18 protein-coding genes are annotated in these 23852 nt (G+C 70.3%); 8 read left to right on the top strand and 10 right to left on the bottom strand.

The features are described 5' to 3' along the window. The first annotated feature begins 2871 nt into the window (after positions 1–2871). From ASE44_RS17660 to ASE44_RS17645, 4 genes are all read left to right on the top strand, one after another. Positions 2872–3297: a hypothetical protein gene (locus ASE44_RS17660; RefSeq protein WP_056782225.1), complete on the top strand. Its 426-nt coding sequence runs from the start codon at positions 2872–2874 to the stop codon at positions 3295–3297. Positions 3298–3501: 204 nt separating this feature from the next. Beyond that, on the top strand, positions 3502–5466 hold the full coding sequence (locus ASE44_RS17655) for an Ig-like domain-containing protein (RefSeq protein ID WP_056782223.1): 1965 nt from the start codon (positions 3502–3504) through the stop codon (positions 5464–5466). 121 nt (positions 5467–5587) lie between these two features. Then, positions 5588–6586, top strand: coding sequence for a DNA-3-methyladenine glycosylase (locus tag ASE44_RS17650; protein ID WP_235522688.1), 999 nt, complete (start codon positions 5588–5590; stop codon positions 6584–6586). A gap of 124 nt (positions 6587–6710) precedes the next feature. Next, on the top strand, positions 6711–10466 hold the full coding sequence (locus ASE44_RS17645) for a bifunctional proline dehydrogenase/L-glutamate gamma-semialdehyde dehydrogenase (protein ID WP_056782221.1): 3756 nt from the start codon (positions 6711–6713) through the stop codon (positions 10464–10466). Between the two features lie 20 nt (positions 10467–10486). Here the strand turns inward: ASE44_RS17645 and ASE44_RS17640 are convergent, their stop codons facing one another. Further along, positions 10487–10843, bottom strand: a complete 357-nt coding sequence (locus ASE44_RS17640; RefSeq protein ID WP_056782219.1) for a GntR family transcriptional regulator — start codon at positions 10841–10843, stop codon at positions 10487–10489. Further along, positions 10843–11280 (bottom strand): Lrp/AsnC family transcriptional regulator, encoded by a 438-nt coding sequence (locus tag ASE44_RS17635; RefSeq protein WP_056010729.1) that lies wholly within the window; start codon positions 11278–11280, stop codon positions 10843–10845. The genes ASE44_RS17640 and ASE44_RS17635 overlap by 1 nt, the downstream gene beginning before the upstream one ends. Before the next feature lie 163 nt (positions 11281–11443). On the opposite strand from ASE44_RS17635, the gene ddaH reads away from it, so the two are divergent. From ddaH to ASE44_RS17620, 3 genes are all read left to right on the top strand, one after another. Further along, positions 11444–12325, top strand: coding sequence for a dimethylargininase (gene ddaH, locus ASE44_RS17630; RefSeq protein ID WP_350223931.1), 882 nt, complete (start codon positions 11444–11446; stop codon positions 12323–12325). Between the two features lie 118 nt (positions 12326–12443). Continuing rightward, a complete protein-coding gene (locus tag ASE44_RS17625) occupies positions 12444–12677 on the top strand; it encodes a hypothetical protein (RefSeq protein WP_056782217.1) in 234 nt (77 codons plus the stop codon). A 113-nt stretch (positions 12678–12790) separates the two neighbouring features. Then, the gene (locus tag ASE44_RS17620; protein ID WP_157580048.1) at positions 12791–13549 is read left to right on the top strand and encodes a polyprenol monophosphomannose synthase; all 759 of its coding nucleotides are present in this window, start codon (positions 12791–12793) and stop codon (positions 13547–13549) included. A 9-nt stretch (positions 13550–13558) separates the two neighbouring features. On the opposite strand, the gene ASE44_RS17615 is transcribed toward ASE44_RS17620, so the two are convergent. The 8 genes from ASE44_RS17615 to ASE44_RS17580 all read right to left on the bottom strand — a co-directional run bounded on the left by ASE44_RS17615 (position 13559) and on the right by ASE44_RS17580 (position 22804). Continuing rightward, positions 13559–14227 carry an NAD(P)-dependent oxidoreductase gene (locus ASE44_RS17615; RefSeq protein ID WP_056782216.1) on the bottom strand — a complete coding sequence of 223 codons (669 nt, stop codon included), beginning with the start codon at positions 14225–14227 and terminating at the stop codon, positions 13559–13561. 236 nt (positions 14228–14463) lie between these two features. Then, positions 14464–15804, bottom strand: coding sequence for an alpha-hydroxy acid oxidase (locus ASE44_RS17610; RefSeq protein ID WP_082456206.1), 1341 nt, complete (start codon positions 15802–15804; stop codon positions 14464–14466). Beyond that, positions 15797–16615 carry a FadR/GntR family transcriptional regulator gene (locus tag ASE44_RS17605; protein WP_082456205.1) on the bottom strand — a complete coding sequence of 273 codons (819 nt, stop codon included), beginning with the start codon at positions 16613–16615 and terminating at the stop codon, positions 15797–15799. Before ASE44_RS17605 ends, ASE44_RS17610 begins: the two co-directional genes overlap by 8 nt. 112 nt (positions 16616–16727) lie before the next feature. Continuing rightward, the gene (locus ASE44_RS17600) at positions 16728–17660 is read right to left on the bottom strand and encodes a 2-hydroxyacid dehydrogenase (RefSeq protein WP_056782215.1); all 933 of its coding nucleotides are present in this window, start codon (positions 17658–17660) and stop codon (positions 16728–16730) included. Between the two features lie 9 nt (positions 17661–17669). Beyond that, positions 17670–19157 (bottom strand): rhamnulokinase family protein, encoded by a 1488-nt coding sequence (locus ASE44_RS17595; RefSeq protein ID WP_056782213.1) that lies wholly within the window; start codon positions 19155–19157, stop codon positions 17670–17672. Continuing rightward, a complete protein-coding gene (locus tag ASE44_RS17590; protein ID WP_056782212.1) occupies positions 19154–21193 on the bottom strand; it encodes a bifunctional rhamnulose-1-phosphate aldolase/short-chain dehydrogenase in 2040 nt (679 codons plus the stop codon). The genes ASE44_RS17595 and ASE44_RS17590 overlap by 4 nt, the downstream gene beginning before the upstream one ends. 184 nt (positions 21194–21377) lie before the next feature. Continuing rightward, positions 21378–22136: a DeoR/GlpR family DNA-binding transcription regulator gene (locus ASE44_RS17585; protein WP_056782210.1), complete on the bottom strand. Its 759-nt coding sequence runs from the start codon at positions 22134–22136 to the stop codon at positions 21378–21380. Between the two features lie 68 nt (positions 22137–22204). Then, on the bottom strand, positions 22205–22804 hold the full coding sequence (locus ASE44_RS17580) for a TetR/AcrR family transcriptional regulator (protein ID WP_056782208.1): 600 nt from the start codon (positions 22802–22804) through the stop codon (positions 22205–22207). Between the two features lie 128 nt (positions 22805–22932). Here ASE44_RS17580 and ASE44_RS17575 point away from each other — a divergent pair, with 128 nt between their 5' ends. Next, entirely contained in the window at positions 22933–23766 is an 834-nt protein-coding gene (locus tag ASE44_RS17575) for an alpha/beta fold hydrolase (RefSeq protein WP_056010749.1), read from the top strand. Positions 23767–23852: the final 86 nt, after the last annotated feature.

Below are 23852 nucleotides of genomic sequence, written 5' to 3'. Positions count from 1 at the left end.
CCGCCGATGCGGCGGTCGGGACCTTCAACGGTGCCGTGCGCGGTTCGGGTCTCGAGCAGGGATGGTCCGCGACCATCACGGCGGCCCCGATCGCTCCTGCGGTGACGATCGAGTCCGTTAACGTCCAGCAGGGCCAGTCGGTGGGTGTCGACGTCGAGTTCAACGCGTCGGTGTCCGGCCAGGTCGAGATCGTCGTACCGGCAGGCCTCGCCCCGACCGGCAACGCGCCCGCCGGGTTCACCTGGTTGCCGAGCATCAACGGATTCAGTGGCACCGTCACGANCAACCGGGCGTTCACGATGAACCTGACCGCCGCTGCCGATGCCGCGGTGGGCACCTTCGACGGAGTCGTGCGCGGCGCTGGGCTGAACCAGCCCTGGTCCGCGACGATCACGGCGGCCCCGGTCGCTCCTGCGGTGACGGTCGAGTCCGTCACTGTGCAGCAGGGCCAGTCGGTTGGTGTCGACGTCGAATTCAACGCGACGGCTTCAGGGCTGACCGACATCCTCCTGCCCCAGGGTCTCGCCCCGACCGGGGCGGCGCCGACCGGGTTCACGTGGATGCCGGGTATCGGCGGCTTCCGCGGAACGGTCTCGGNCAACCGGGCGTTCACGATGAACCTGACCGCCGCTGCCGATGCCGCGGTGGGCACCTTCGACGGGGTCGTGCGCGGTGCTGGGCTGAACCAGCCCTGGTCCGCGACCATCACGGCGGCCCCGATCCCGCCTGCGGTGACGATCCCGACGCCGACGTTGCGTCAGGGACAGTCGGTTCAGGTCGAGGCGACGTTCAACACTGCTGCCGGTGGAAAGCGGATCGATGTCTACCACCCCGCTGGCACGAAGATCACCGCTGTCCAGAACTCGGCGTTCAAGATCGACGCGCTGGGCATGGGCGGGACGTTGCCGGTCGGCACGACGTCGCTGAAGTTCACCCTGACGGCGAACACGGACGCACCGATCGGTGCGGCTACGGGCGGCAAGGTCACCTACGGTTCGGGCCACACGAAGATCGCGGACTTCACCGCGATGATCGAAGCGACGCCGATCGACCCTGCGGTGACGATCAAGTCCGTCACCGTGCAGCAGGGTGAATCGGTCGACGTGCCGGTCACCTTCAACGCCGGAGTGAACGGCCTGGTCGGGATCATCGTTCCGCAGGGACTCTCACCGGTCGGAAACGCTCCTGCCGGGTTCTTCTGGTCCGAGGGTGTGCACGGCTTCACCGGCACGGTCACCGATGCGAACCGGGCGATCACCTTGCACCTGGCGGCGGCGCCTGACGCCGCCGTGGGCACCTTCGACGGTGTCGTGACCGGTGGTGGCCTCGTCGACGTGCCGTGGTCTGCCACGATCACGGCGAGTACGCCCATCCCCGATGAGCCGATCGTGCTCGTGTCGCCGGAGATCGGTGCCGTGCTCGAGCCCGGTGCTCCGGTGTTCTCCGGAACCGGCCAGGCGGGTGCGAAGATCCAGGTCTACAGCGCTTCGCAGCAGCTGATGGGCGAGACCGAGGTCGAGTCGGATGGAACGTGGTCGCTCACGTGGAGCTCCTCGCTGACCCCGGGTCACTACTCGGGCGGCACCGTCCGGCAGTACGTCGGCGACAAGCCCTACACGAGCGTGCCCTACGACTTCACGGTCAAGGCCGCCGAGGTCGCACCACTCGTCGTGACCTCGCCGCAGATCGGTGAGACGATCGAGGAGACCACGCCGGTGTTCACCGGGACGGCGCAGCCTGGCGCACGGGTGGAGATCCGTGGCGGCTGGGGTGACCTGCTCGGCAGTGTCGACAGCGTCGCCTCCAACGGTCAGTGGAGCATCACGTGGAACAAGTCGGTGGTGCCTGGCCGCTACGCGGGTGGCACGGTGAAGCAGTTCGTCGACGGTGTGGAGCGTGGAAAGTTCGTCTACGACTTCACCGTCGAGTCCGCCGAGGTCGCGCCGCTGGTCGTGACGGCGCCGAAGGTCGGTGCGACGATCGAGGAGACGAAGCCGGTGTTCACCGGGACCGCGCAGCCTGGCGCGAAGGTCGAGATCCGTGGCGCGTCGGGGAGCCTCCTCGGCAGTGTCGACAGCGTCGCGAGCAACGGGCAGTGGAGCATCACCTGGAACAAGACGGTGGTGCCTGGCCACTACTCGGGCGGCACGGTGAAGCAGTTCGTCGGTGGTGTCGAGCGTGGCAAGTTCGTCTACGACTTCACGATCGGCAACACGACCGTCGCACCGCTCCTGGTGACCTCGCCGAAGGTCGGCGAGACGACCCACGAGACTACGCCGGTGTTCACCGGATCGGCACAGCCGGGGGCGAAGGTCGAGATCCGTGGCGCGTCCGGCGCGATCCTCGGCAGCGTCGAGAGCGTTGCGAGCAACGGGCAGTGGAGCATCACCTGGAACAAGCCCGTGTTGCCCGCCCGCTACTCGGGCGGCACGGTGAAGCAGTTCGTGAACGGTGAGGAGCGCGGGAAGTTCATCTACGACTTCACCATCGTCCCGTCCCAGCTCGTGGTGAGCTCGCCGAAGATCGGCGAGACGATCTCGGGCACCCGTCCGGTGTTCACCGGAACCGCAATCCCGAACGCGGAGATCCAGATCCGTGGGGCGTGGGGGACCGACCTCGGGCACACGGCTGCGAACGAGCACGGTGAGTGGACGATCACCTGGCCGAGCGACTACAAGCCTGCCCGCTACTCGGGTGGCACGGTGACGGAGTCCGTGAACGGCAAGGTCATCGGCTCGTTCACCTACGACTTCATCCTCACGAAGTAGTCCGTAGCACCACTCCAGCACCACCCCTGCAGCACCCCTGTCTGTCGGCCGGTACCCCCGGCCGGCAGACAGGGTCCCGAACCTCCCGAAAGGACAACAACCCATGAAGAAGCTCCCTATCTTCGCCGCTGCGGCGTTCATCGCCCTCGGCCTCGCCGGCTGTACGGCCACCGAGTCCACCGGGCCGACGGAGAGCAGCCCCTCCGCCTCCGCTGAAGCCGGTTCCGACTACGTGGTCCCCGAGATCGACGGCACCTGTGTCGACGGCACCGCCACCATCGCCGAAGACAGCTCGAACATCACGCTCGAGGGCGACTGCGAGAACGTCGTCGTCGAAGGCTCGAACAGCATGGTCACCGTCACCGGGACCGTCTCGAGCCTCACGTTCAACAGCTCCATCTCGCTCGTGACCGTGGCCGACGTGGCGAACGTCACGTTCAGCGAGGGCGCCAACGGCAACAAGGTCGTCACCCCGTCTGTCCCCGCCGTCACCGACGGCGGTCAGGACAACCTCGTCGCGGCCGAATAGCCCGACGCCACTGCAGCCGCCGATCCCAGACGCCGGGGATCGGCGGTTGTCGCGTACCTGGGGGGTGAGTTTTCCACAGATCGGAGATACCCCACACCTGACCAACTGGTATATCTGTAGGCTCACGGAGTTCAGCTGAACACTCTTGCGTGCATCGACGGCACCCCTGCCGATGCACAGATCCGTGAAAGGTCCACTCCGCCTATGAAACGCCTCGCCCCGTTATCCGCCATCGGGCTCGTCGGTGTCCTCGCCGCCGGCCTGGTGGGTGCCCCGGCCTCAGCGACCACGCCCGACGTCGCCACACCCGACAGCAGTGTCACCGCGTCGATCTCCGGCCGGTTCGTCGGACAGATGCGTGCCGGCGGTGTCGGCGCGTACTTCGCCGTGACTTCGTCCGGGAACACCTCGAACCCGACGCCGGCATCGGTCCACACCTCCGTCGGCGAAGCGCTCGCCGCTGCCACGGAATGGACCTTCCCCGAACTCGACGGCGTCGGCCCGATCCGGGGTGTCGTGAACGGGTGGGAGCGCTGCCTCGAGCCCAACCCCGAGCAGCGGTACAAGTACGTGTACCCGGCGACCTGCAACGGTTCGCTCGCCCAGGAGTGGGCATGGCAGGACATCGAAACCTCCGAGCTGTCCGGCTCCGGTCTGGTGTCCAGCGGCGGACAGGGCGGGTTCCTGCGACAGTTCGCCGGCATGCTGGCCGTCGGCGGCATCGGCATCCCCTCGGAGGGAGCGGTGATCCTTCCGGACGGACACGCCCCCCAGCCCGTCTTCGAACCGCTCGTCCTCACCGCACCGGCTGTCGGTTCCACCGTCCGCATCCCCCAGCCCACGTTCACCGGCACGGGCCACCCTGGTTCGGCGATCGAGGTCATCGAGGCTCGTGGCGGTGTCATCGCCTCCGGCGTCGTGAACCCGCAGGGGTCGTGGACCGCTCCGGTGTCGGCGGCACTGGCCGCCGGCGCGCACGCCGGCACTGTCCGGCAGGTGGCCGACGACACGACGGTGCCCTGGTCGCTCACCTACGCCGCGGTCCGCGCGATCACGGTGGAGTCACCGGCGCTGGACAGCACGGTCGAGGTCGATCGCCCGATCTTCTCCGGTCGCGGAGAGCCCGGCGCTGCCATCACGATCCTCGACGACCGTGACGGCGTCACCCTCGTCGACACGACGGTCACCAGCTCCGGCACGTGGGAGCAGCAGTCGCTCCGCGCCCTGGAGGAGCGCGACTACGTCGCGACCGCGACGCAGCTGTTCGAGCAGCAGCGCACCACGGCACCGGTGCGCTTCACCTACCGCGAACCCACGCCGGAACCGGGTCCGGTGGTCGACGTGACCCTCGAATCGCCCGCCATCGGTGCCGTCATCACCACGCCGGTCCCGGTCTTCACCGGGCGTGGCGAGCCCGGCGCCACGGTGCGGGTCATCGGCTCCTGGAACTCCGAGCTCGGCAACGGCCTCGTCACGAAGGAGGGCACCTGGCGCGTCGAGTGGAACAAGTCGATCACCCCGGGCACCTACCGTGGCGGTCGCGTCGTGCAGGAGATCTCGGGCGTCGAGCAGTCCCGAGTGCCCTACGACTTCGTCATGCGCCCCGGTGCAGGAGCCGCGCCGCTCGTCGTGACCTCGCCGAAGATCGGTGGCGCGCTGCTCGGTCCCGTCCCCGCGTTCACCGGTACCGCTCAGCCCGGTGCGCGAGTCGAGATCCGCACCCAGTGGGGACGCGTCGCCGGTTCGGTCGACCGGGTCGACAGCACCGGAACCTGGTCGATCACCTGGGACCAGTCGCTCCTCCCCGCCCGATACGTGGGTGGCACCGTCAAGCAGTACATCGAGGGTGTCCAGGCCGGAAGCGTCACGTACGACTTCACGATCGCCAAGCCGCTCGTGGTGACCTCCCCGACGGTCGGCGAGACGATCTCGGGCACCCGGCCGGAGTTCACCGGCACGGCGACGCCCGGCTCGACCATCTCGATCGTGGGCGCTTGGGGCACCGACCTCGGTTCCGACGTCGTCCGTCCCGACGGGACCTGGAGCATCCTGTGGCCGACCGACTACAAGCCCGGGCGGTACGCGGGCGGGCACGTCAAACAGGCGGTGAACGGGACGGTCGTCGATCAGTTCGCGTACGACTTCATCCTCCACGGCAGCAGCCACTAGCCGTCGACCACTCACGCCCGGGTGGCGACGCGGCACCGGTTCCCTTCGGTCCGCGTCCGCCACCCGGGCGTCGTCGTGCGGTGCGCTCGGATGTCGGTGGTCACCACGTAGGGTGAGCGGCATGTCAGCAGTCGCACCATCCATCCAGCAGGCCCCGCGACCCTCGGCGCCGCCGCTGGCCAGCGTGCCGAGCGAGGGGGCGACGACGTCGACGAGCGTGCGGACGGTGTACCGGCCGACCGGGCCACTGGATGTCCACGCGACGCTGCGCCTGATGTCCCGCGGTGGCGATGGCCCCTGCTACCGGAAGACCCCCGGCGGTGTCTGGTTGACGGCGCGCACACCCCAGGGTGGGGCGACCCTGTACGTGTCGGCCATGCGTGACGGCGAGGTCGAGGCGACGGCCTGGGGACCCGGCGCCGAGTGGATGATCGACGGCGTGCCCGAGCTCCTCGGTCGCGACGACGACTGGAGCGGGCTCGACGTCAGCCGAAGCCCACTGCTGACGGAGGTGCTCCGCCGGAACCCGGGCATGCGCCTCAGCCGGAACCGGCTCGTGTTCGAGATGCTCGTGCCGTCGATCATGGAGCAGAAGGTCACCGCGATGGAGGCCTGGCGGGCGTGGCGGCAGCTCGTGCGGCGGCACGGCGAACCCGCACCGGGCCCGGCGCCCGAGGGCATGATCGTCGCGCCGGCGGCCGACACCTGGCGCATGATCCCGAGCTGGGAGTGGCACGAGGCCGGGGTCGGGCCGCAGCGCTCCGAAACGGTGGTGCGGTCTTCCCGTCTCGCGAGCGCGATCGAGCGGACGGTCGACGAGCACCCGGACGACGCCTCCCGGCGGCTGCGCAGCCTCCCCGGCATCGGGGTGTGGACGGCCGCAGAGGTGACCCTCCGCGCGCACGGCGACCCGGACGCGGTGAGCGTCGGCGACTACCATCTGGCGGCGTCCGTCGGTCAGGCCCTCACCGGGGCGCCGGTCGACGACGACGGCATGCTCGAACTCCTCTCGCCGTGGAACGGGCAGCGGCAGCGAGTGCTCCGGCTCATCGGCCGGAGCGGGATCCACAAGCCGCGCCGAGGGCCGAAGATCACGATCCAGGACCACCGCCGACACTGAGCGATCGGGCGTCGCTCCGTCCGGCTCGGGGACCGGGATGGGAGCGGGACCGGGGCTGCCACACGCGCACGACCCCTCGCGAGCCTCGAGAGGGAACGCCGGATCCGCGAATAGGCTGAGCGGCATGGCGAACGAAGCGTACGAGGATCCCACCGAGACGGTCGGCCTCGCGGATCGTGCGGTCGCCCTCGCCGCGAAGTGGGTGGACGAGGGGGCGAAGGAGCCCGTGGACCCGGCGGCCGCTCGGCTCGCCGGCGTGCTGCGCGATCCCAATGGACTGGAGTTCACCGTCGGCTTCGTCGACGGGGTCATGCGACCGGAGGACGGCTTCGTGGCCGGTAACGCCCTCGCGGCCCTCGCCTCCCGGACGCCGAGCTTCCTCCCCTGGTACGAGCAGGCCGCCATCCGCACCGGCGGCCTCGTCGGGCCGGTCCTGCCGTGGGTCGTCGTCCCGGCTTCCCGTCGAGTGCTGCGCGGCATGGTCGGCCACCTGATCGTCGACAGCCGACCGCGTGAACTCGGTGCGGCCATCGCGAAGTTGCGGGCCGACGGCTCTCGACTCAACCTGAACCTCCTGGGTGAAGCCGTCCTCGGCGAGGGGGAGGCCGCCAGGCGACTGGCCGGGACCCGCGAACTCCTGCAGCGGCCCGACGTCGACTACGTGTCGATCAAGGTGTCGTCCATCGCCAGCCAACTCTCCATGTGGTCGTTCGAGCAGGTCGTCGACCGCATCGTCCGCCGCCTGGTCCCGCTGTACGAGGAGGGCCTCGCGACCGGCACCTTCATCAACCTCGACATGGAGGAGTACCGCGACCTCGACCTGACCATCGCGGTCTTCACCCGTCTCCTCGACCACCCGCAGCTGCTCCGGTTCGAGGCCGGCATCGTCATCCAGGCGTACCTCCCGGACGCCCTCGAGGCCATGATGCAGCTCACCGCCTGGTCCAAGCAGCGCGTGGCCGCCGGCGGAGCGCCCATCAAGGTCCGCCTGGTGAAGGGCGCGAACCTCGCGATGGAGCGCGTCGACGCGGCGATCCACGGGTGGCCGCTCGCGACGACCGCCTCCAAGCGGGAGACCGACACCAACTACAAGCGCGTCCTCGACTGGGCGCTCACCCCCGCGCGCACCGACGTCGTCCGGGTCGGCGTCGCCGGCCACAACCTCTTCGACATCGCCTACGCCTGGCTGCTGGCGGGCGACCGCGGCGTGCGCGACCGGGTCGACTTCGAGATGCTCCTCGGGATGGCCACCGGCCAGGTCGAGGCCATCAAGCGTGACGTCGGCGCAGTGCTCCTCTACACGCCGGTCGTCAACCCGAAGGAGTTCGACGTCGCGATCTCGTACCTCGTCCGGCGGCTGGAGGAGAACGCGAGCGAGGAGAACTTCATGTCGGCGGTGTTCGATCTCGCCGAGAAGCCGACCCTCTTCGCGCGGGAGCGGCGTCGCTTCCTGGCCTCGGTCGAAGCACTGCACGAGACCCCCGGACACGTGCCGACCCCCAACCGGACGCAGGATCGATCCCAGGAGGCCGTCGAGCCCGTCCGCGACGACACCGAGGCCGATGAACGGTTCCGCGACCCCGCCCAGGACTCGGACGCCGGCCTCACCCAGCAGGTGCTGGGCCTGGATCGCGGATCGGACCGCGAGGACCGGTTCCGTACCGAGTCGTCGAGCTACGTCGAGACCGCGGTCTTCTCCCGCTCGGAGCGCGGGGGCATCGTGGACGGCGCGCCCGGCTTCGAGAACACCGCCGACACCGACCCGTCCCTCGCGGCGAACCGCGCCTGGGGTGCGGCCATCCTCTCCCGGGTGCCGGCGTCGACCCTGGGGAACACCGCGGTCGCCGCCGCGGCCCTCACCGACGAACGCGTCCTCGAGCGCACGATCACGATGGTGCAGGCCGCCGGAACCCGCTGGGGTGCCCGTCCGGCCGCCGAGCGGGCGGCCGTGCTGCACGCTGCCGGCCGTGTGCTCGCCTCCCGCCGAGCCGAGCTCATCGAGGTCATGGCCAGCGAGACGGGCAAGACGATCGCCGAGGCAGACCCGGAGGTGAGCGAGGCGGTCGACTTCGCCCACTACTACGCCAGCACGGCGCCGGAACTCGAGCGGGTGCGCGGCGCACGCTTCGTCCCCTCCCGACTCACCGTCGTGACGCCGCCCTGGAACTTCCCCGTCGCCATCCCGGCGGGCGGTGTCCTCGCGGCACTGGCGTCCGGCAGTGGCGTCATCATCAAGCCCGCCCCACAGGCCAAGCGTTGTGCGGCGGTCGTCGTCGAGGCCCTCTGGGACGCCGGTGTCCCGCGGGACCTGCTCGTCCTCGCCGACGTCGAGGAAGGGGAGCTGGGTCGTCGACTCGTCTCGCACCCGGCCGTCGACCGCGTCATCCTCACCGGTGCGTACGAGACCGCCCGGTTGTTCCGCAGCTGGCGGGCCGACCTCCCGCTCCTGGCCGAGACGAGCGGCAAGAACGCCATCATCGTGACGCCCAGCGCCGACCTCGACCTCGCGGTCGCCGACATCGTGAAGAGCGCGTTCGGGCACGCCGGCCAGAAGTGCTCCGCCGCGTCCCTCGTGATCCTCGTCGGGTCCGTCGGCCGCTCCGACCGCTTCCTCCGGCAGCTGGAGGACGCCGTCCGTTCCCTCCGCGTCGGCTGGCCGTCCGACGCCCGCACGCAGATGGGTCCGATCATCGAGCCGGCGGGGGACAAGCTCCGCTCGGGACTCACGGAACTGCGCCTCGGCGAGAAGTGGCTCGTGGAGCCGAAGCTGCTGGACGACTCCTCGGTCAACTTCGGCGCACCGAGCGAGCGTCTGTGGTCGCCCGGGGTGCGCACGGGGGTCCAGCCCGGCTCGCCGTTCCACCTGACCGAGTACTTCGGCCCGGTGCTCGGTGTCATGCGCGCGGCGACCCTGAGCGAGGCGATCACCCTCCAGAACGCGACGCCGTACGGCTTGACCGCCGGGCTGCACACCTTCGATCCCGCGGACCTCGACGAGTGGCTCGACACGGTCGAGGCGGGCAACCTCTACGTCAACCGTGGGATCACGGGTGCGATCGTCCAGCGGCAACCGTTCGGCGGCTGGAAGCGTTCCTCCGTCGGCACCGGTGCGAAGCCTGGCGGGCCGAACGCCCTGTTCGGGCTCGGCGACTGGCAGCCCGATCCCGGTTCCGCGAGCCAGAGTCTGCATCTCCGCGGGCTCGACACCCGCATCGTCAAGCTCATCGAGGCGGCGCAGCCGTCCCTCACCTACGAGGCCTTCGACGTCCTGCGGCGCTCGGCGCTCAGCGACGCCGTGGCGTGGGGGAACGAGTTCGGCGAGGTCACCGACGTCTCGCAGCTCGGCGTGGAGCGGAACCTCCTCCGATACCGGCCGGTCGCCGTCTCCGTGCGCGTGGCGGCGGGTGCCGACCTGGGCGACGCGCTCCGGGTGCTCATCGCGGCGGTGCGGTCACGGTCGCGGTTCACCGTGAGCCTCGGCGGGCGGTTGCCCCGTGAGGTCCGTGACTGGTTGTCCGAGCTGAACATCCCGGTCTCGCTCGAGACGGATGCGCAGTGGCTCACCCGCATGGCTGCCCGCGGCTCCATCGACACCGGTGAATCCGGCCAGGAGGCCCCGTTCGCGACCCGGGTGCGGATCGTCGTGCCACGCCCGGAGACCGTCGCGGAAGCCGAGCCCGGCTCGGAGGCCTCGGACTCCGAACCGTTGGCGAAGCGACTCGCGGAGGCGCTCGGCGGCGACCCGGACATCGCGATCTGGGCGGGGCCGGTCACCCAGGCGGGGCGCGTGGAGCTGCTGCCGTTCCTGCACGAGCAGGCGATCTCGATCACCGCGCACCGGTTCGGCACGCCGGACCCGTGGTCCCACGGCGTCATCTGAGCGAGGAGCGACCGAACGCTTCAGGCCCGGAGGGCTGCGCCGACGAGCTCGAGCGCCTCGTCGGCAGGCACCCCGAGCTCGCGGATGCGGTCCGCGTACGCGGCCGCCGCACGCTGCGCCTGCTGCTCGATCGCGTCGCCGTGCGCCGACACGAACGTGCCCGCGCGGCCTCGGGTCTCGATGACCCCGTCGGCCTCCAGGAGTCGGTACGCCTTCGCGACCGTGTTGGGTGCGATGCCCAGCTCGTCGGCCAGCCCCCGTACCGTCGGGAGCTTCGACCCCGTCGGCATCGAGCCCTCGCGCACCCCGTCGATCACCTGCGTCCGCAGCTGCTCGAACACGGCGACACCGGAGGTCGGTTCGATCCGGAACGGCATCAGTCGACGTGCCGGTGGATGAGGCGGGTGAGGACGATCGCGCTGCGGGTGTGGTCGACGTTCGGGGCGATCCGGACCCGCTCCAGGGCGTCCTCGAGGGCGGGGATGTTGCGGGCGCGCATGTGGACGATCGCGTCGGCACTGCCGGTCACGGTGCCGGCGTCGACGACCTCGGGCACCCCGGACAGGATCCGCAGGAGTTCGTTGGGGGAGACCGTGCCGCGGCAGAAGAGTTCGACGTAGGCTTCCGTCTGCATGCCGTCCACCGTGGGGTCGACCTGGATCGTGAACGACTGGATCACGCCGTCGGCCACCAGCCGGTCGACGCGTCGCTTCACCGCGGAAGCCGACAGGCCGACGACCGCGCCGATGTCGCCGTATCCGGCGCGAGAGTTCTGCCGGAGCAGGTCGATGATGCCGCGGTCGAGGTTGTCCATAGGGTCAGTGTAAGCGCAATCATTGCGTGAGAATCTGCCATTTCGCAGCAATCCTGCGCCAAAGTCCGTGAAACCGCTGCGAACTGCGTGCGATGATGAACGTGGCGTGCCTTCGGGCCCCTGGACATCGTCCGCCGTTCCTCGCTCGTATCTGGAGGCCGACGTGTCGTCGACGCTCAACCACCCCACCCCCGCCCCGCAGGATTCCGCCGCTGCGGGTCGCATCGCGAATCGCCGCCGGTACCTCATGTGCCGCCCCGACCGCTTCACGGTCAGCTACCGGATCAACCCCTGGATGAACCCGGACGACCCCACCGACACCTCGCTCGCCGTGTCGCAGTGGGAGCGGCTGCACCAGGCGTACCTCGACCTCGGGCACACGATCGACCTCATCGACCCCATCGACGGCCTGCCCGACATGGTGTTCGCGGCGAACGGCGGGTTCACGCTCGACGGTGTCGCCTACGGTGCCAAGTTCACCTACGACGAGCGCATCCCCGAGGGCCCTGCCTACATGGACTGGTTCGAGGCCAACGGCTTCCGCGTCGAGCGCCCCGAGTTCGTGAACGAGGGCGAGGGCGACATCATGCTCGTCGGCGACACGATCCTCGCGGGGACCGGATTCCGCACCGACCCGCGCAGCCACGACGAGGTGCGACGCATCTTCGACCGAGAGGTCGTCACGCTGAACCTCGTGAACCCGAGTTTCTACCACCTCGACACCGCGATCGCCGTGCTCGACCCGGTGGCCCCCAGCGACGGTTCGCCGGCGAACATCGCCTACCTGCCGACCGCGTTCGACGAGGCGAGCAACCGCATCCTCGAGGAGCGGTACCCGGACGCGATCCACGTGAGCACGGAGGACGCGGCGGTGCTCGGCCTCAACTCCATCTCGAACGGTCGCGAGGTCGTCATCGCCGCTCGCGCCGTCGGGTTCGAGCGCCAGCTGCGGGAGCGCGGCTACCGCCCGATCGGCGTCGACCTGTCCGAGCTCCTGCTCGGTGGTGGCGGCGTGAAGTGCTGCACCCTCGAGCTCCGCGGCTAGCCCTTCGGCAAGCTCAGGGACCGGGGTCGGGCGCAGGCCCGGCTGTCGAGGGGTTGCGGGTCACGCGCGGCACCGCGTATACCTGCTGTGAACGATCGACCGCCGACGGAGGGCACCCATGGACGCCGCAGAACGACGTGACCACGAACGAGACAAGTCGGGACGGACGAGCACCCTGGGGGACGCGACCGGATTCTGGGTCGTCATCGCCCTCGCGCTCTTCGCGGGCGGCATGTGGTCGTTCGGTGAGGCGTTCCGCAACGAGGCCTTCCAGACGGTGTGGTTCCTCGGCGGCATCCTGATGATCGCGCTCGCACTCTTCGTGCCGGCGCACTTCGCCAGCCGGAACTGACGCTCCGCCGCACGTTCGCCGATGGTTGGCTGAGCGTTCGATCGACCGCCCCGTACCGCCGATACCGTCCTGTCCAGCGCGCTACGCTGACTGAGCAGACACGAGGACGGCACATGGATTCCACGGTGGTCATCATCCCCACCTACAACGAACGCGAGAACCTGGAACGGATCGTCGCGCGCGTCCGCGTCGCCACCCCCGACGTCCAGATCCTCGTGGTCGACGACAACTCACCCGACGGCACCGGCGACATCGCCGATCGACTCGCCGCAGCCGACACCGCGGTGCACGTGCTCCACCGGACGGGCAAAGAGGGCCTCGGCGCCGCCTACAAGGCCGGCTTCGCCTGGGCGCTCGGGCGCGGGTTCGGCAGCGTGGTCGAGATGGACGCCGACGGTTCGCACGCTCCGGAGCAGTTGCCGTCGCTCCTGGCCGCCGCCGCGACCGCCGATGTCGTCCTCGGGTCGCGCTGGGTGCCGGGCGGCTCGGTCGTGAACTGGCCCAAGCACCGCGAGGCCATCTCGCGGGTGGGCAGCGGCTACGCCCGGTTCGCGCTCCGGCTCCCCGCGCGCGACGTGACCGGCGGCTATCGTGTGTTCAGCGCGGATGCGCTGCGCAGGCTCCAACTGGACGAGGTCCACTCCCACGGCTACGGGTTCCAGGTCGACATGCTGTGGCACGCGAACCGGGCGGGACTCAGCATCGTCGAGGTGCCCATCACCTTCACGGAGCGTGCGCTCGGAGCCTCGAAGATGACGGGCGGCATCGTCGTCGAGGCCATGCTGCGCGTCACCTGGTGGGGGATCTGCGAGGCGACCGACCGGGTCATCGGGCGGCACCCCGAGGCGTCACGCGCCACCGCCGGTTCCTGAGCCGGAGCCTCAGACGCGGCTCGGGCCTGAGGAGATCACGGGAGCCGAGCGGATGAGCGTCTCGTCGTCGATCGCGTCGACGAGGTACCCCGCGACGTCGGAGCGGCTGATCCGCACGGAGCTCGGCCAACGACCGGCGGGCGAGGTCACGACCGGTCGGCGCCGCTCGCTCCCCGACAGCAGGGTCGGGCGCACGATGGTCCAGTCGAGGGCCGAGCTCCGCAGCGAGGCGTCGGCGCGTTCGTGATCGGCGTAGACGGTGCCGAGCCGCAGGAACCGGGTCGTCCATCGCAGCGGGGACGGCACGCTCCGCCGTGACTCCCCGGTGCCGAGTGCGGAGAGCAGCACGATGCGCCGGAGGCCGTGCGAGCGCATGGCGGCGGTGATGGTGTCGATGGCGCTCGTGATGAGGTCCGGCGGGCTCACCTGGCGCGCCCACGGCCAGTCGGAGGTGCCGAGGTTGGTGAGCGCGACCACGACCGCCTGGGTGCCGTGCATGGCCGCCTCGACGTCGTCGATCCGCAAGGGTGATCCCTGGGTGATCGTCAGTCGATCGCCCGGGACGACCCGTGTGGGGTCGCGGACGAGGGCGGTCACCGAGTGGCCGGTGCGCAGCGCCTCGGAGATCACGAGTCGACCGGTGCGTCCGCTGCCGCCGATGACGAGGAGGTGGGCCACAGCGCTCCTTCCGGGAGTCGGGCCCGGATGGACGCGGGCGGCTCGGACCGAGGGACGTTCCCATCGTGGACCAGAGCGCGCCGTGCGGCATCGGGGACAACCCGAGACGTGACGAGTGCCGCAGGAGCGCCTCACCACGATGATGCGCATGCCGCCGTGGCGGACGTTCGTCCTCTGCCGGAACGAGGAAGCCCCGGACCGTGGTGGTCCGGGGCTTGCTCGTGTCGCTCGGGTGGTCAGGCCTTCGCCGCGGACGCCGGCTTGCGGGCCGGGGCCTTGCGCGGGGCCGGAGCCGTCTTGGGCGCGGCCGGCCGTGACGCGCTCAGCGTCGACTGCTCCGGGAGCGGCTGCAGCGTCGTGAACCGCGAGAGCTGGGTCACGTGGTGCGGCTGCAGCTCCTCGAGCGACGCGACGCCCAGGAGCTTCATCGTGCGCACGATCTCGCCCGAGAGGATCTGGATCGCGCGGTCCACGCCCTCGCGCCCACCCGCCATGAGCCCGTAGAGGTACGCACGGCCGATGAAGGTGAAGCGGGCGCCGAGGGCGACGGACGCGACGATGTCGGCACCGTTCATGATGCCCGTGTCGAGGTGCACCTCGGCGTCCTTGCCGACCTCGCGGACGACGCTCGGCAGCAGGTGGAACGGGATCGGTGCGCGGTCGAGCTGACGACCGCCGTGGTTCGACAGCTGCACGGCGTCGGCGCCGAGGTCGACGGCGAGCTTCGCGTCGGCGACCGACTGGACGCCCTTGACGATCAGCTTGCCCTTCCACTGCTCGCGGATGTACTTGACCTCGTCGGGCCCGACGGTCGGGTCGAACATCGTGTCGATGAGGGCTGCCACCGTGCCGGACCAGCGGTCGAGGCTCGCGAACGCCAGCGGCTCCGTGGTGAGGAAGTTGATCCACCAGGCAGGCCGGGGCAGGGCGTCGACGATGGTCTTCGGGGTGAGCGACGGCGGGATCGTCATGCCGTTGCGGACGTCACGCAGGCGAGCGCCACCCACCGGGGTGTCGACCGTCACCACGAGGGTGTCGTACCCGGCCGCGGCTGCGCGGTCGACGAGGGCCATCGACCGCTCGCGCTCGCTCCACATGTAGAGCTGGAACCAGTTGCGGCCGCCGGGAGCCGCCGCCTGCACGTCCTCGATCGACGTCGTGCCCATGGTGGAGAGGGTGAACGGGATGCCGGCCGCCGCGGCCGCCGACGCACCGGCGCGCTCGCCCTCCGTCTGCATCATGCGGGTGAAGCCGGTCGGGGCGATGCCGAACGGGAACGCGACGCGCTCGCCGAGGACGTCCCAGCCGGTGTCGACGTTCGCCACGTTCTTGAGGACGGCCGGGTGGAACTCGATGTCCTGGAAGGCCTGACGGGCGCGGGCCAGCGAGATCTCGCCCTCGGCCGCGCCGTCGGTGTAGTCGAACGGGGCCGTCGGCGTGACCTTCTTCGCGATCGTGCGGAGGTCGCTGATGGTCGTCGCCGCGGCGAGACGGCGGCGGCGCGCGTTGAACTCGGGCTTCTTGAACTGCATGAGGGGCAGCAGGTCGTGGGGCTTGGGGATGCGGCGTTCAACCATGGGTCTGTTCTTCCTTCTCACGGGAGGGTGCGGGGTTCAGGGCGTCGTAGTAACCGGTGATGTGGGAGCGCACGGACTGACGGGCGAGGTCGGGGTCGGCCGAGCGGATCGCCTCGACGATGCCGCGGTGCTCGGCCCGGAGTCGGTCGGCGGTGGCGGACCAGGACGACAGCTGCGGCACACCGGCGAGGACGTAGCGTTCGATCGAGTCGCGGAGACCGGACATCGTGGCGACGAGGACCTGGTTGCCCTCCGCCTCGGCGAGCGACAGGTGGAACTGGGCGTCGAGCGCGAGGAACTCCGCCTCGGTGAGCGTCGGCTGGTCCATCGCGTCGAGGAGCGACTCGGGGTGCTTGAGGTCCGCGGCGCGTTCGCCGGCGCGCGTGGCGAGGCTGTGGACGACGGCGGTCTCGATGACGAGTCGGGTGTCCACGACGTCCTGCACGGCGAACCCCTGCGCGGCGACCTGCAAGCGCATGAGCGTCGCCATGCCGCCGGAGGGCGTGGCGACGATGATCGCGCCGGCGGTGGGGCCGGAACCGGTGTGCGTGCGGATGAGGCCGAGGACCTCGAGGACGCGGATCGCCTCACGGACGCTCGACCGGCCGACGCCGAGGTCGATCGCGAGCTGGCGCTCGCCGGGCAGTCGGTCGCCGGGCTTCAGGACGCCGCTGAGGAGGTCCGACTCGATGCGGGCGAGGACGACCTCCCAGGCACGGGGCTCGGGACGCGGGGGTGTGGGGGCCGGTGCTGCCGGTGCGGTCGATCCCGGTGCGGCCTCCGTCGTCGGTGCGGGTGCTGCTGCGCTCATCGGTCCTCCTTCGGCACCTCGATGTGGTCAGACCACAAACCATACCTCTTGAACCGATTCAAGGCGAGCCCTGGCGCGAACTTTTCCGCTCCGGACCCATCGGGCGGGCCGATCAGGTGCGGAGGACGATGTTCTCGGGTTCCTCGCCGGCCTGCAGGTGCTCGATCTGTCGACGCAACAGCCGCGCCATCCGGGGGAGCATCGCGCTCGTCGCACCGCCGATGTGCGGCGAGACGAGCACGTTCGGCAGCGACCACAGCGGGTGGTCCACCGGCAGTGGTTCGGGATCGGTGACGTCGAGGGCGAGGCGGATCCGGCCGCTGCTCGCGTGCCGGACCAGCGCCTCGGTGTCGGCCACCGGTCCTCGGGCGACGTTCACCACGAGGGCGTCGTCGGGAAGTGCCGAGAGGAACGCGTCGTCCACCAGACCGCGGGTGCCGTCGGTGAGCGGGACGACGACGATGACGATCTCCGCCTGGGGCAGGAGCTCCGGCAGCTCGTCGATGCCGTGGATGGTGCCGCGCTCGTCCTCACGAGCCGTGGAGGCGACGCGGGTCACCTCGACCTCGAACGGCAGGAGCCTCGCCTCGATGGCCGCGCCGACACCGCCGTAGCCGATGAGGAGGACCCGACGGTCCGCGAGGCTCGGGCGCTGGCTCTGCAACCACTCGCCCGTCCGCTCGGCGCGCACGAAGTCGGGGATACCCCGCTGTGAGGCGAGGATCAGGGCCACCGTGAGCTCCGCCGTCGACGCCTCATGCACGGTCGCCGCGTTCGCCAGCACGACGCCCTCGGGAAGGAGGTCCTCCAGGCCGTCGTAGCCGATCGACTGGACCTGCACGAGCTGCGGCGTCACGGCGGCCACGTTCGCGAGCGGCTTGTTCGAACCGAGGTACACGGGCACCACGAGGTCGATGTGTTCCACCGGCGGCTCGGTCCGGAGGTCCCACTCGACGAACTCGACCCCCTCAGGGGCAGGGCCCTGCGACAGCACCTCCTCGCGGAGCTCGGTGGGCAGGCTGACGATGAGCGGAGAAGCAGTCATGCTGCGACGCTACCGGGTGACCGCGCCGTGGCCCGAAGACTTGCGCGGCTCGTAGCGGGTCGGTTCGAAGCTCCGCGCGACGAGGGCGCGCAGGGTCTCGAGGTCGCCGTCGATGATCCCGACGGCACGCGCCTGCACGAGCACGTTCCCGAGCGCGGTGGCCTCGACGGGGCCCGCGACGACCGGGATGCCGGCGCGGTCGGCCGTCAGCTGGCAGAGGAGCGCGTTCTGGGAACCGCCGCCGACGACGTGGATCGTGCGGACTCGGACGCCAGACAGCTCGGAGGCCGTGTGGATCGCATCGGCGAACGCCTGCGCGAGGCTCTCGACGATGCATCGGACGAACTCGGCGCGCGACCGCGGCACCGGGGAGCCGTGCTCGACGAGGGCCTCCGCGATGCGGACCGGCATGTCGCCGGGCGCGAGGAAGCGCGGGTCGTTCGCATCGAACACGGAGACCGGGGTGTCGACGGCGGCCGCCTGGGCGATGAGCCCGGGGAGGTCGATGGTCTCGCCGCCCCGCTCCCAGGTGCGCACCGACTCGCTCAGGAGCCAGAGCCCCATCACGTTGTGGAGGAACCGGGTGCGACCGTCGACCCCGCCCTCGTTCGTGAAGTTCGCTGCCCGGCTCGCCTCGGTGAGCACGGGACGCTCGAGCTCGACGCCGACGAGGCCCCAGGTGCCACACGAGATGTACGCGGCGTCCTGGCTCGTCATCGGCACCGCCACGACCGCCGACGCCGTGTCGTGCGAGCCGATCGCCGTGACGGGCGTCGAGGACGACAGACCGACCTCGGCGGCGACGCCCGGGAGCAGCGTCCCGATGCGATCGCCGGGCTGGACGATGGGCGGCAGGATCGCGGCCGGGATGCCGAGTCGGGCGAGCAGCTCCGTGTCCCAGTCGGTCGATCCGCCGGCCCGCACGAGTCCCGTCGTCGACGCGTTGGTGGCCTCGGCGACGCGTGCACCGGTCAGCCAGTGCGCGATGAGGTCCGGGACGAGTAGAGCGGTGTCGGCGACGTCGAGCATGCCGGCGTCGCGCTCCGTCGCCAGCTGGTAGACGGTGTTGAACGGGAGGAACTGGAGCCCGTTGCCCCGGTAGAGCTCGGCGAACGGGACACGCGCGTGCACCGCCTCGACCCCGGCCGCCGTCCGCTCGTCGCGGTAGTGGAACGGAGCGCCGAGCAGTCGCCCCTGCCGCAGGAGGCCGTAGTCCACCGCCCACGAGTCGATGCCGATGCTCGACAGATGCGGTTCCTGCCTCGCCGCCCCCGACAACCCGGCCACGACCGAGCGGTACAGCTCGAGGATGTTCCAGTGGAGGCCGTCCGGCGTGCGGACCGGGGTGTTGGGGAACCGGGCGACGGGCACGAGGCGGAGCTCGCCCGGACCGACGTGTCCGAGCATGACCCGGCCACTCGTCGCCCCGAGGTCGACCGCCGCGACCGTGCCGCTGGAGCCGACGGCGCTCGCCGCACCCGTCGCCGTCGCGCTCATCGCAGGAAGGCCGCGGCGACGCCCGCGTCGACGGGGATGTGCAGGCCGGTCGTGTGGCTGAAGTCGCTCGTGCAGATCGCGAAGACCGCGTTGGCCACGTTCTCCGGGACGACCTCGCGCTTGAGGATGGTGCGCTGCGCGTAGAACTTGCCGAGGTCCTGCTCCTCGATGCCGTACGTCTTCGCCCGGTTCGCGCCCCAGCCGGAGGCGAAGATGCCCGAGCCGCGGACGACGCCGTCGGGGTTGATGCCGTTCACCTTCACGCCGAACTCACCGAGCTCGGCGGCGAGGAGACGGACCTGGTGGGCCTGGTCGGCCTTCGTCGCGGAGTAGGCGATGTTGTTCGGTCCGGCGAAGACGGAGTTCTTCGACGAGATGTAGACGATGTCGCCGCCGAGCTTCTGGTCGATGAGGACGCGCGCCGCCGCCTTCGAGACGAGGAACGAGCCCTTCGCCATGACGTTGTGCTGCAGGTCCCAATCGGCCTCGGTGGTCTCGAGCAGCGACTTCGAGAGCGAGAGGCCGGCGTTGTTGACGACGAGGTCGAGCCCACCGAAGGCGAGGACCGTCTCCTCGATCGCGGCCTGCACCGCGGCCTCGTTCGAGACGTCGGCGGCGATCCCGATCGCGACGTCGGTGGTGCCGAGTTCCGCCGCGGCCGCCTGGGCCTTCTCGAGGGAGAGGTCGGCGATGGCGACGACCGCGCCCTCGGCGACGAGGCGGGTCGCGATGGCCTTGCCGATGCCGGACGCGGCTCCGGTGACGAGCGCGATGCGGGTGGCGAGCGGCTTCGGCTTCGGCATCCGCTGCAGCTTCGCCTCCTCGAGCGCCCAGTACTCGATCGCGAACTTCTCGGCCTCGTCGATGGGTGCGTAGGTGGAGAGACCCTCCGCGCCGCGCATGACGTTGATGGCGTTGACGTAGAACTCCCCGGCGACGCGCGCGGTCTGCTTGTCCTTGCCGAAGCTGAACATGCCGACACCGGGGACGAGGACGATGAGCGGGTCGGCGCCGCGGATGGCCGGGCTGTCGGACGTGGCGTGACGGTCGTAGTACGCCTGGTAGTCCTCGCGGTACGCCGTGTGCAGCACGCCGAGTCGCTCGACGATCTCCTCGACGCTCGCCGTGGCCGGCAGGTCGACGGTGAGCGGCTTCACCTTGGTGCGGAGGAAGTGGTCGGGGCAGCTCGTGCCGAGCGCGGTGAGGCGGGGGTGCTCCGCCGCGGCGAGGAAGTCGAGGACCTCGGGGCTGTCGGTGAAGTGCCCGACGATGGGGCGGTCCGTGGAGGCCAGCCCGCGGATGGTGGGGGCGAGGGCCGCGGCCTTCGCGCGTCGCTCCGCCTCGGGGAGTGCCGCGTAGCCGTCGAGTGCCGGCCCGAACGGTTCGGGACGCGAGTTCGCCTCGATGTAGGCGGCCGCGGTGTCGATGATCCAGAGCGAGTTGGCCTCGGCCTCGTCGGAGGTGTCGCCCCACGCGGTGATGCCGTGGCCGCCGAGAATGGTGCCGATCGCCTCCGGGTTGTCGGCCTTGATGGCGGCGATGTCGAGACCGAGCTGGAAGCCGGGGCGACGCCACGGGACCCACACGACCTTGTCACCGAAGATCGTCGCGGTGAGCTCGGGGCCGTCGGCGGCGGTCGCGATGGCGATGCCGGAGTCGGGGTGGAGGTGGTCGACGTGGGCCGCATCGACGAGGCCGTGCATGGCGGTGTCGATGGAGGGGGCTGCTCCGCCCTTGCCGTGGAGCGTGTAGTCGAACGCTGCGACCATCTCGTCCTCGCGGTCGAGGCCGGGGTAGACGTCCTGGAGGGCGCGCATGCGGTCGAGGCGGAGGACGGCGAGCCCTTCTGGCTTGAGCGTGCCGAGGTCACCGCCGGAGCCCTTCACCCAGAGCAGTTCGACCGGCTCGCCCGTGACGGGGTCGGTCCCGGTGCCTTTGGCGGAGGTGTTGCCGCCCGCGTAGTTCGTGTTCTTCGGGTCGCTGCCGAGGCGGTTGCTGCGGGCGATGAGCTCGGCAGCTGTTGGGTTCACGGACATTCGCACTCCTTCGTCGGGGCACGTCCGTGCCCGATGTTCATTCGTGTTAAGTATGACAAGAAGTGACAGGCGACGCAATGGCGGAAGTCCGTTCGCAATTCAGGAACGCTCCGGCGTGTCGCCCCCGGTGTCCGTGGTGTCGCGTGCGGCGCGCCGCAGTCGTCCTGAATTGTGGACGGGGGAGTCAGAGGAGGTCGACGGCGTCGCGGTAGGCGTCGAGGCGAGGGTCGGCCGGGTCCAGCTCGGTGACGAGCAGGTCGACGTCGGCGAGCGCGAAGCCGGTCGCCATCGCCCGCTGGTCAAGCTTCGCGGAGGCGGCGACGAGGATCGTCTCGTCCGAGGCGCGTGCGAAGGCCTGCTTGACCTGCGCCTCCTCGAGGGTGACCTCGGAGCTGCCGATCACGGGATCGACCGCCGCGGCGGAGAGGAAGAACCGCCGGTACAGGAGGGATGACGCCGCCTGGCAGGCGATCGGACCGATGAAGCTGTCGGTTCGCGACTCGGCCTGGCCGCCGACGAGGATCGCCGAGATGTCGCGGTTCGCCGTGGCCAGCAGGAAGTTCGGGTAGGAGTTCGTCGCGACGGTGAGACGCGAATCGGCGAGCAGGCGACTGATGCCGCCGGCGGTGCTCGACGCGTCGATCGCGATCGCGCCGTCAGTCGGGAGGAGGGCGCGGAGCTTCTCGACGATGATGCCCTTCTCCCGGACGCCCGTCGCAGATCGTTCGGTGAAGGTGCGCGGTCGGAGGGTCGGGATGGCGCCACCTCGGACGCGGCGGACGATGCCGGCCTGTTCGAGGTCGGCGAGGTCCCGGCGGACCGTCATCGACGAGACGTCGAGCTCGGTGGCCGCGTCGTCGAGTCGGATGCTGCCGTCGCGCTCGAGGATCGCGGTCAGGCGGGCGCGTCGCTCCTCGGCGCCGAGCGTCCCCGTCGTTGCCATGTCGTCCCCTGTCCGCGGTGTCGGACGTGTCCGTTCCTGTCCGTCTCAACAGGATGTCACAGCGGGTGTCAGGTGGAGGCGTCGATCAGCGTCTCGGCCGCACGGCGGGCGTGCAGGGCCGCCTCGGGGGAGCCGGTGATCGCCGCGGTGGTCTGGGCGCCCTCGGCGAGGATCGCGAGTTGGGGTGCGAGCGAGGCCGGAGCGCCCGCGTCGGCGACGAGGTCGGCCACGTAGGCCTGGAAGGAGGCCTTGTGTTCCCGGGTGATCGTCGCGACGGCCGGCGAGACGCCGCCGAGTTCACCGAAGGTGTTGATGAAGCCGCAGCCACGGAACGAGTCCTCGCTGAACCAGCCGGCCAGGTAGTCGTACACGGCGAGGATGCGGTCGCGCGGGGTGTCTGCGTCGTCGACGAGGGCGCTCACGCCCGTGGTCCAGAGGTGGTGCCGGTGGTCCATCACTGCGAGGACGATGTCCTCCTTGCTCGGGAACTCGGCGTACAGGCGCTTGAGCGAGACGCCCGCTGCGGCGCGCAACTCGTCCATCCCCACGGCCTGGATGCCCTTGGCGTAGTAGAGGCGGTCGGCCGCGTCGACGATGGTGTCACGGACGAGCGCGGTCGCGGCCGGGGCGGGCAGGCGGGCCGCGGTCGTCGTCTGTTCGGTCGTCATCCCCTCAGTGTACTTGCATTGAGAACGATCGTTCCCTATGCTGGTGTCCATCGAGGAGAACGAACGTTCTCATTCGGGGCGCGGGACCGGGCGATCAGCTCGGGCGCCGAGACGAAAGGAATCGAACCATGTCGTTCATCACCGTCGGAACCGAGAACAGCACCTCCGTGGAGCTCTACGTCGAAGACCACGGCACCGGCCAGCCGGTCGTCCTCATCCATGGCTACCCGCTCGACGGCTCCTCGTGGGAGAAGCAGACCGCCGCGCTCCTCGACGCCGGCTACCGCGTCATCACCTACGACCGCCGCGGCTTCGGCAAGTCCTCGAAGCCCACCGTCGGCTACGACTACGACACCTTCGCGGCCGACCTCAAGGCCGTGGTCGACGGGCTCGATCTGCAGGACGCCGTCCTCGTCGGCTTCTCGATGGGCACCGGTGAGGTCGGCCGCTACCTCGGCACCTACGGCTCCGAGCGGATCGCGAAGGCCGTCTTCCTCGGCTCGCTCGAGCCCTACCTCCTGCAGACCGACGACAACCCGACCGGCGTGCCGCAGGACGTGTTCGACGGACTCCTCGCGGCGGCGACCGACGACCGATACGCGTTCTTCACGAGCTTCTTCGAGAACTTCTTCAACACCGACGAGAACCTCGGCTCCCGCCTGAGCGAGGAGGCGCTGCGGGCCAACACTCAGCTCGCGTACAACGCCTCGCCGTTCGCCTCGCTCGCCGCGCAGCCCACCTGGCTGACGGACTTCCGGGCCGACGTCGCGAAGATCGACGTGCCCTCGCTGATCGTGCACGGCACGGGCGACCGCGTCCTTCCGATCGACTCGACCGGCCGCGTGTTCGCGAAGGCGCTGCCGTCGGCCGAGTACGTCGAGATCGAAGGCGCGCCGCACGGCATGCTGTGGACGCACTACCGCGAGGTCAACGAGCAGCTGCTCGCCTTCCTCGCGAAGTAGCGGCACTGTCGGTTCGCAATTCAGGACCGCTCCGGCGCGTCGGCGACCTCGGCCGGCGCGCCGGGCGTGACACGCCGCGGGCGTCC

It is taken from the genome of Plantibacter sp. Leaf1 (genome assembly GCF_001421315.1).
Lineage (GTDB): Bacteria > Actinomycetota > Actinomycetes > Actinomycetales > Microbacteriaceae > Plantibacter.
Note: the sequence above shows the minus strand (reverse complement) of the source record. Positions and strands in the feature narration are given on the sequence as shown.

Excerpts from the sequence above, each read along its gene's own strand:
- ASE44_RS17600 (WP_056782215.1), bottom strand. The coding sequence starts at position 17,660 with ATGACTGCTTCTCCGCTCATCGTCAGCCTGCCCACCGAGCTCCGCGAG.
- ASE44_RS17595 (WP_056782213.1), bottom strand. The coding sequence starts at position 19,157 with ATGAGCGCGACGGCGACGGGTGCGGCGAGCGCCGTCGGCTCCAGCGGC.
- ASE44_RS17625 (WP_056782217.1), top strand. The coding sequence starts at position 12,444 with ATGGACGCCGCAGAACGACGTGACCACGAACGAGACAAGTCGGGACGG.
- ASE44_RS17635 (WP_056010729.1), bottom strand. The coding sequence starts at position 11,280 with ATGGACAACCTCGACCGCGGCATCATCGACCTGCTCCGGCAGAACTCT.
- ASE44_RS17650 (WP_235522688.1), top strand. The coding sequence starts at position 5,588 with ATGTCAGCAGTCGCACCATCCATCCAGCAGGCCCCGCGACCCTCGGCG.
- ASE44_RS17620 (WP_157580048.1), top strand. The coding sequence starts at position 12,791 with ATGGATTCCACGGTGGTCATCATCCCCACCTACAACGAACGCGAGAAC.
- ASE44_RS17645 (WP_056782221.1), top strand. The coding sequence starts at position 6,711 with ATGGCGAACGAAGCGTACGAGGATCCCACCGAGACGGTCGGCCTCGCG.
- ASE44_RS17640 (WP_056782219.1), bottom strand. The coding sequence starts at position 10,843 with ATGCCGTTCCGGATCGAACCGACCTCCGGTGTCGCCGTGTTCGAGCAG.
- ASE44_RS17580 (WP_056782208.1), bottom strand. The coding sequence starts at position 22,804 with ATGACGACCGAACAGACGACGACCGCGGCCCGCCTGCCCGCCCCGGCC.
- ASE44_RS17605 (WP_082456205.1), bottom strand. The coding sequence starts at position 16,615 with ATGAGCGCAGCAGCACCCGCACCGACGACGGAGGCCGCACCGGGATCG.
- ASE44_RS17655 (WP_056782223.1), top strand. The coding sequence starts at position 3,502 with ATGAAACGCCTCGCCCCGTTATCCGCCATCGGGCTCGTCGGTGTCCTC.
- ASE44_RS17575 (WP_056010749.1), top strand. The coding sequence starts at position 22,933 with ATGTCGTTCATCACCGTCGGAACCGAGAACAGCACCTCCGTGGAGCTC.
- ASE44_RS17590 (WP_056782212.1), bottom strand. The coding sequence starts at position 21,193 with ATGTCCGTGAACCCAACAGCTGCCGAGCTCATCGCCCGCAGCAACCGC.
- ASE44_RS17585 (WP_056782210.1), bottom strand. The coding sequence starts at position 22,136 with ATGGCAACGACGGGGACGCTCGGCGCCGAGGAGCGACGCGCCCGCCTG.
- ASE44_RS17660 (WP_056782225.1), top strand. The coding sequence starts at position 2,872 with ATGAAGAAGCTCCCTATCTTCGCCGCTGCGGCGTTCATCGCCCTCGGC.
- ASE44_RS17610 (WP_082456206.1), bottom strand. The coding sequence starts at position 15,804 with ATGGTTGAACGCCGCATCCCCAAGCCCCACGACCTGCTGCCCCTCATG.